The sequence below is a fragment of the Arthrobacter sp. GCM10027362 genome (assembly GCF_042679445.1).
Lineage (GTDB): Bacteria > Actinomycetota > Actinomycetes > Actinomycetales > Micrococcaceae > Crystallibacter.
Map to the genome: position 1 here is coordinate 1 of NZ_JBHTML010000209.1, position 6,543 is coordinate 6,543.

General features: G+C 71.5%; 7 protein-coding genes. 2 read left to right on the top strand and 5 right to left on the bottom strand.

Annotated features, from left to right (window positions below; translation table 11 throughout):
- The coding region (locus tag ACFQ36_RS19675; protein WP_377016715.1) for a PEP/pyruvate-binding domain-containing protein at positions 1 to 1,928 on the bottom strand (1,928 nt) is incomplete at its 3' end.
- 182 nt (positions 1,929 to 2,110) lie between these two features.
- Between ACFQ36_RS19675 and ACFQ36_RS19680 the strand changes: the two genes are divergently transcribed.
- On the top strand, positions 2,111 to 2,605 hold the full coding sequence (locus ACFQ36_RS19680; RefSeq protein ID WP_377016717.1) for a flavin reductase family protein: 495 nt from the start codon (positions 2,111 to 2,113) through the stop codon (positions 2,603 to 2,605).
- Positions 2,606 to 2,669: 64 nt separating this feature from the next.
- Here ACFQ36_RS19680 and ACFQ36_RS19685 read toward each other — a convergent pair whose 3' ends face one another.
- Positions 2,670 to 2,981: a hypothetical protein gene (locus ACFQ36_RS19685; RefSeq protein WP_377016719.1), complete on the bottom strand. Its 312-nt coding sequence runs from the start codon at positions 2,979 to 2,981 to the stop codon at positions 2,670 to 2,672.
- A gap of 187 nt (positions 2,982 to 3,168) precedes the next feature.
- Here ACFQ36_RS19685 and ACFQ36_RS19690 point away from each other — a divergent pair, with 187 nt between their 5' ends.
- Entirely contained in the window at positions 3,169 to 4,572 is a 1,404-nt protein-coding gene (locus ACFQ36_RS19690; protein ID WP_377016721.1) for an NAD-dependent succinate-semialdehyde dehydrogenase, read from the top strand.
- Positions 4,573 to 4,666: 94 nt separating this feature from the next.
- On the opposite strand, the gene ACFQ36_RS19695 is transcribed toward ACFQ36_RS19690, so the two are convergent.
- The 3 genes from ACFQ36_RS19695 to ACFQ36_RS19705 form a co-directional block, all read right to left on the bottom strand.
- Positions 4,667 to 4,891, bottom strand: a complete 225-nt coding sequence (locus ACFQ36_RS19695) for a hypothetical protein (protein WP_377016723.1) — start codon at positions 4,889 to 4,891, stop codon at positions 4,667 to 4,669.
- A gap of 63 nt (positions 4,892 to 4,954) precedes the next feature.
- Positions 4,955 to 5,953 carry a cation diffusion facilitator family transporter gene (locus ACFQ36_RS19700; RefSeq protein ID WP_377016725.1) on the bottom strand — a complete coding sequence of 333 codons (999 nt, stop codon included), beginning with the start codon at positions 5,951 to 5,953 and terminating at the stop codon, positions 4,955 to 4,957.
- Between the two features lie 11 nt (positions 5,954 to 5,964).
- A complete protein-coding gene (locus tag ACFQ36_RS19705) occupies positions 5,965 to 6,426 on the bottom strand; it encodes a hypothetical protein (protein ID WP_377016727.1) in 462 nt (153 codons plus the stop codon).
- Between the last annotated feature and the right edge of the window lie 117 nt (positions 6,427 to 6,543).

The following is a 6,543-nucleotide window of genomic DNA, read 5'->3' on the forward strand; positions in this document are numbered from 1 at the left end:
ACCCGCGCCACCAGCTGGCCGGCCTTCTCCTCGGCCTGCGCGGCGGCGCGCGCGAACTGGACATCCGGCGCCGCCTGCCCGCCGTCGGCCCGCAGGTAGTTGGCGACCACCCCGAGCAGGTGGGCCGGATCTTCCGACCAGCGCGGCATGCCCAGGTCGATCTCGGCCACGGCCCGGTGCCCGTAGCGGGCCAGGAAGGCTGCCAGGCGTTCCTGCAGCGGCTTCGGCAGCGTGCCGGAACGGTAGCGGCGGGACAGCTCCGCCGCGGATTCGGCGGCCAGCACCCGCACCGACTCGGGGTCCTGGCGGACCTCGGTGGACAGCTGCCAGAGCTGCAGGTCCATCTCGGTGGTGACATTGTGCGGCAGTCCGCGCAGCACCGCCTGCAGTTCGCCGGGTTCGGCAATCCCGCCCAGCAGCCAGCGGGCCAGGCCCAGCAGCGCAAACCCTGCGGCCGGCGCCGGCAGGACCGCCGGGACCAGGGTGGCGAAGGCCGTGGACAGGGTCCGTTCAACGAAGTCCAGCCGCTGCACCGGCGTGGCCGGCTCGGGCAGCTGCAGCTGCCGCTCCAGGGTCCGCCCCACGTCCTGGACCCGCCGCAGTGCCGCCCGGGGCCTGGCGGCCGCCTCGAGGAACCGGAGCAGGAACAGCGCGAACTGCTTCAGGCCGGTGCCGGAGAAGACGTTCGGGGACCGGCTGCCGCGGATGACGGAGAACCGCGGGTCCTGGTAGAGCCGCTCCAGCAGGGCGGCAGACCGTGCCTCGGCGACACGGAACATCCTGAGCATCGTCCGCCGGCCGCCCTTGCTGCGCACCACCGGGGTCAGGTCCACAAACGGCCGCAGGCCGGCCTCGGCCAGCCGCCAGCCGGTGCGTTCGTCCCGCATCCCGCCGATGGCGGCCATCCCCATCGGGGTGAGCGGCCGCACCAGGCCCTGGGCCAGGCTCACGCACAGGTAGACACGGTCCCCCTCGGCGGGGGTCCTCCCCTCCGGTACCGGAAACAGCGTGGTGATGTCGCGGGACTGGGTGAGCCAGATGGTACCGTCCCGGCCCGCGGCCCATTCCAGGTCCTGCGGGACGCCGAAAACGTCCTCCGCCTTCGCCCCCAGTGCCGCGAGCTCGCGCAGCTGCGCATCGGCCAGGCAAGGCGGCCCGGTACCGCCGTTGCGCCCGGTGTCCCCCCGGCCGGCCGGCATCCGCTCCAGCACCCGCCCGCTGGCGGTGTCCACCACGAAATGCTCGGGATTGACGGCGCCGGAGACCACCGCGTCCCCCAGCCCGGGTCCGGCGTCGACCACCGCCTGGCGGCGGGTGCCGGTCACCGGGTTGGCGGTGAACAGCACGCCCGCCGCTGCCGCGGGCACCATTTCCTGCACGACGACGGCGAGGCTCACCGTGTGCTGTCCGATCCCGTGGGCGGCGCGATAGGCCGCGGCGCGGTCCGTCCACAGCGACGCCCAGCAGCGGCGCACCGCATCCAGCACGGCAACGGGGCCGGAGACATTGAGGAAGGTGTCCTGCTGGCCGGCGAAGCTTGCCTCGGGCAGGTCCTCGGCGGTGGCGGAGGACCTGACCGCCACCGGGGCGTCCGGGCCCAACTCCGCGTAGGCCGCGCGGACGGTACGGGCCACCTGGTCGGGAATGGCGGCGGCCAGGATGGCTTCGCGCACCTGGCCTGCCGCTTCGGCCAGGCCGTGCACGTCGGCGGCGTCCACCTGTTCGACCAGCTCCACGGGCCCCTCCAGGCCGATGGCCTCGGCCATGGTGCGGTAAGCCGCCGTGGTCAGGCAGAAGCCGCCCGGCACGGGCAGGCCCGACGCCATCAGGATGCCCAGGTTCAGCGCCTTGCCGCCGACCTCCGGCAGCATTCCGGGGCCGATCCGGGCCAGTTCAATGACGAGCCGGTCATGGCTTGGCGCATCCATAGTCTCCCCTGGCGTTGGCCCCTGCGGATGATACGTCCTGCCGACTATATGCCCGGCGCCCCGCGAGCTCAATGATCCTGCCGGGCCGCCGCGGCGGCCGATAGTACGGTGGGAACCGGTGCCTGCCCGTACCCGCTGCCGGCGGCGGCACGGGCGGGCAGGCCAAACAGACAGGAGGAACGGTGGGCAGGATCCTGGATCGGTTCGTGGACGGACTCGACTATCCGATGTTCATTGTCACGGCTGCCGGCGGCGCACCCGGTGGCGAAGCCGCACGGTCGGGCTGCCTGGTTGGATTTGCCACCCAGTGCAGCATCGAGCCGGAACGGCTGCTGGTGTGCATCTCCAAGAAGAACCACACGCACCGGCTGGCGCGGACCGCCAGGGCGCTCGGCGTGCACGTGCCGGACGCAGGCCAGCGCGGGCTCGCGGAGCTCTTCGGCGGCAGCACCGGCGACGAGCTGGACAAGTTCGCCCGGTGCCGGTGGCGGGACGGGCCGGCGGGTGTGCCCATCCTCACCGACTGCCCGCGCTGGCTGGTCGGCGAGGTCCTGGAGCGGATCGACCTGGGCGACCACACGGGATTCGTGCTGGCACCGCTGGAGGGGGCCTCGGCGGGCGGCACGGCGCTGTCCTTCTCCGACGTGGCCGACCTCCAGGCAGGCCACGAGGCGTAAACTGCCCGCCGGGCACACCGCCCGGCGGGCCCGGCACCGGCCCGGCGGCATGGTCAGGCCTGCCTCATGCCACCTCTGCGGTAGGCAGGAGCACCACCATGTCCGCCCCCGCCCCTGCACCGAGGGCCTGCGCGCGCGCCGCACGCACCTCGGCTGCCGGTCCGGCCAGCAGCAGCCGGTACCCCGTCCCGGCGCCGCCGATGATCGCCTGCAGCTTCGCCAGCGTCTCCGCGTTTGCCTCCAGGGCCACCACATGGCGCTTCGGGCAGAACGGGTCCGTCCCGTGGAGCCACGCCGCTGCGGCCTTGTACCCCTCGTTGCCGAAGGACACCGCGATGTGCGCGGTTCCGGACTTCACGGCGTTCAGGGTCTCCAATGTGCCTCCTTGCGCGGTTTCCTCGGGGAACCAGTCTTGCCGGGCAAAGCACCGGCCCGGTTACCTGCCTGTAAACACCGGGTGTCTTCTTGTGCTCGCCTCCGGGCATCCCGTGCGCTACGGTGGGACGCGCCGCCTGCAGCCGGGCCGGCAGACCACCAGCAAGCAATCCCAGGAGCCTGATTTCGTGACCGAAACCATCGACCGCGCCGCGGACACTGCCATCTACCGTGTCCTGAACCCCGCCACCGGCGAGGTGGTGGAGGAATTCCCCACCGCCACCGACGCCGACATCCAGGCCGCCCTCGCCGCCGCCCACGAAGCCTTCCAGAGCTGGCGGGAGGTGCCCATCGGGGAACGGGCCAGGCTGGTGGCCCGGATCGGCGAGCTGTTCGCCGAACGCGCCGAAGAACTCGGGGCCATCATTACCGAGGAAATGGGCAAGCTGCCGCGCGAGGCCGCCGGCGAACTCGGCATGGTCACCGACATCTTCGGCTACTACGCCGCCGAAGGCCCCGCCCTGGCCGCAGACCAGCCGATCACGCCCGTCGGCGGCGGGAAGGCCGTCATCCAGAAGCGCCCGGTGGGCGCCCTGCTGGGCATCATGCCGTGGAACTACCCGTACTACCAGGTGGCCCGCTTCGCCGCGCCGAACCTGGTGCTGGGCAACACCATCATCCTCAAGCATGCCCCCAGCTGCCCGCGCTCGGCGCTGGCCATGCAGCGGATCTTCGACGACGCCGGGCTGCCGGCCGGCGCCTACGTGAACGTCTTCGCCACCAATGACCAGGTCGCCGACATCATCGCCGATCCGCGCATCCAGGGCGTGTCGCTGACCGGGTCCGAGCGCGCCGGCGCGGCCGTGGCGGAAATCGCCGGGAAGAACCTCAAGAAGGTGGTGCTGGAGCTGGGCGGCTCGGACCCCTACATCGTGCTGGATACCGACGACGTGGCCCGCACCGCCAAGACCGCGTTCCGGGCCCGCATGGCCAACTCCGGCCAGGCCTGTAACTCGCCCAAGCGGATGATCGTCATGGCGGACATCTTCGACGACTTCGTCGCCGAACTGGCCGCGCACGCGAAGAAGCTGCGCCCGGGCAACCCGGCGGATCCGGAGACCACCTTCGCCCCACTCTCCTCCCGGCCGGCCGCCGAGACCCTGCTGGAGCAGATCCGCGACGCCGTGGACAAGGGCGCCGTGCTGCACGCCGGCGGCTCCCCCGTCGCCGGCCCCGGTTCCTTCGTCGAGCCCACGGTGCTGACCGGCATCACCAGGGACATGCGCGCCTGGGGCGAGGAACTCTTCGGCCCGGCCGCCATGGTCTACAAGGTCGCCAGCGAGGACGAGGCCGTAGCCCTGGCCAATGACACCGCCTTCGGCCTGGGCGCGGCCGTGTTCAGCACCGACCCGGACCGCGCGAAGCGGGTGGCGGACCGGCTGGAGGCCGGCATGGTCTCCATCAACCGGCCCGGCGGCTCCGCCGCCGAGCTGCCCTTCGGCGGGATCAAGCGCTCCGGCGTCGGCCGTGAACTCGGCCCGCTGGGCATGGACGAGTTCGTCAACAAACGCCTGCTCTACATCGCCGACTGACCCAAAAATTGGTCAGCAGCTGCAGCTTGAAGACAGAAAGTGGCCCCGCCCGGCCGGGCGGGGCCACCGCAGCCGACCGGGCGCCGGCACCGGCTCAGTCCTCCAGGTAGGCGGGCGTGAACAGCAGCGTCAGGCCTTCCGCCATGCTCGGGTGCGTGATGACAGCGTCCCGCACCCACTCATCGTCCATCCCGCCGAGCCTGGCCATCCGGACGACGGCAATGACCTCGCTGGCCTCGTGGCCGAGCATCGCCGCGCCCAGGACCCTGTTGGTCCTGCGGTCCAGCACCGCCTTCCAGACCCCTTCGAGGTGTCCCACGGTCCGGGCCCGGGAATGGCGCTGACCGGCATCCTCGCGATCCGCACGTCGTAGCCGGGGAGGTCAGACGTTCTCGTCCCGGAACAGCGACGGCTCGTCCGGGGTGGCCAGGGTGAACACCGCCTCCTCGATCATCTCGTCCTCCTCGAGCCGGCGCTCGATCCCGCGCAGGGCGACGGCGACGTCGCGCTCGCTGTAGTTGCCGACCAGGTCCACCGCCGCGACCAGGTACAGCCGGCTGGGCCCGACGAATTCCATGTGCAGGTAGGTGACGCGCTCGATCTGCGGCTGTTGCAGCAGCATCCTGGCGGTCAGCCGGCGCATTTCCGGCGTCACGGACTGGCCGACCAGGAACCTGCGGTTCCGATCGATCAGCACGACGGCGATCACCCCCAGCAGCACGCCGACCAGGATGGAGCCGACGGCGTCGGGCACCGCGGAGCCGGTGAGTTCGTGCAGCAGAATGCCGGCGAAGGCGATGAGGATGCCAATCAGCGCCGCGGAATCCTCGGCGAAGACCGCACGCAGCGTGGGGTTTGAGCTCAGGACCACGTGTTCGAGGGTGTGGCGCCGGTACCGGGCGGCACTGCTCCTGGCCTGCCGGTAGGCCTGCAGGAAGGAACTGCCCTCGAGCACGAAGGAGATGGCCAGCACTATGTAGGCGACGGCGAAGTCCGCCGCGGGTTCCGGTTCGAACAGCTGCTGGATCCCGTGCATGATGGAGACCACCGCGCCGGCGGTGAACAGCCCGAAGGCCGCGAACATCGACCAGACATAGGCTTCCCGGCCGTATCCCATCGGGTGGGTCGGATCCCTGCCCTTCTGCGATTTCTTCTCGGCCACCATCAGGAACACCTGGTTGCCGGTGTCGGCCCAGGAATGCGCCGCCTCGGCGGTCATCGAGGCGGAGCCGGTGATCCAGGCCGCGACGGTCTTGGCGGCCGCGATGAGGAGGTTGGCCGCGAAGGCAATGAGGACGGTCAGCAGGCTCGAGGCGCTGTCCTGCTGCCGCTGCGGGACGTCCTCGGATCTGGGCACCGCCATGGCCGGCCAGTCCTTCATTGGCCTGTCCTTCATGAGGCGGCGATCAACGCCTGCGGTGCGGCCTGCTTCATCCGTGTCCTGAGCCAGCCCAGCTGCGTGGCGGTCTCGCCGTCGCAGCGGGCGACGACGTCGAGCAGCTCGGCGTCGCGCAGCCCCTGGGCGGCCTGCTTGACCATGGTCCAGGTGATGTCGACCAGGTTGGCGATCAGGTAGAGGTCCTGCAGGTCCCGGAGCAGGCCGACCGGACCCGAGCGGGTCTCGGACAGGCCCTCGTGGCGCAGCCGCTCCGGTTCGTCGTCCTCGGTGGTTTCCCCGTAGCGGTCGATGACCGGCCGCAGTGCCTCCTGGTGGGCATCGCACTGCCGGGCCAGCGTCAGGCACAGGAAGTGGACGTCCGGCTCGTCGCCGTGGCCGCCGGCCACCTGGCGGTAGGACTCCGCGAGGGCGGCCTCGGACGCGTGCAGCAGGCCGAGGTAGACGGGCAGCTTCATTCCTTTTCCTCCCTGGTCGCCACGGCCGGCGGTTCCACCGGGGCGATGTCCTCCCGGTCCTCGGCCGCCGGGCCGCCGGTGGTCGGCGGCACCGTACCGGGGCCGGCCGGCCGGGAC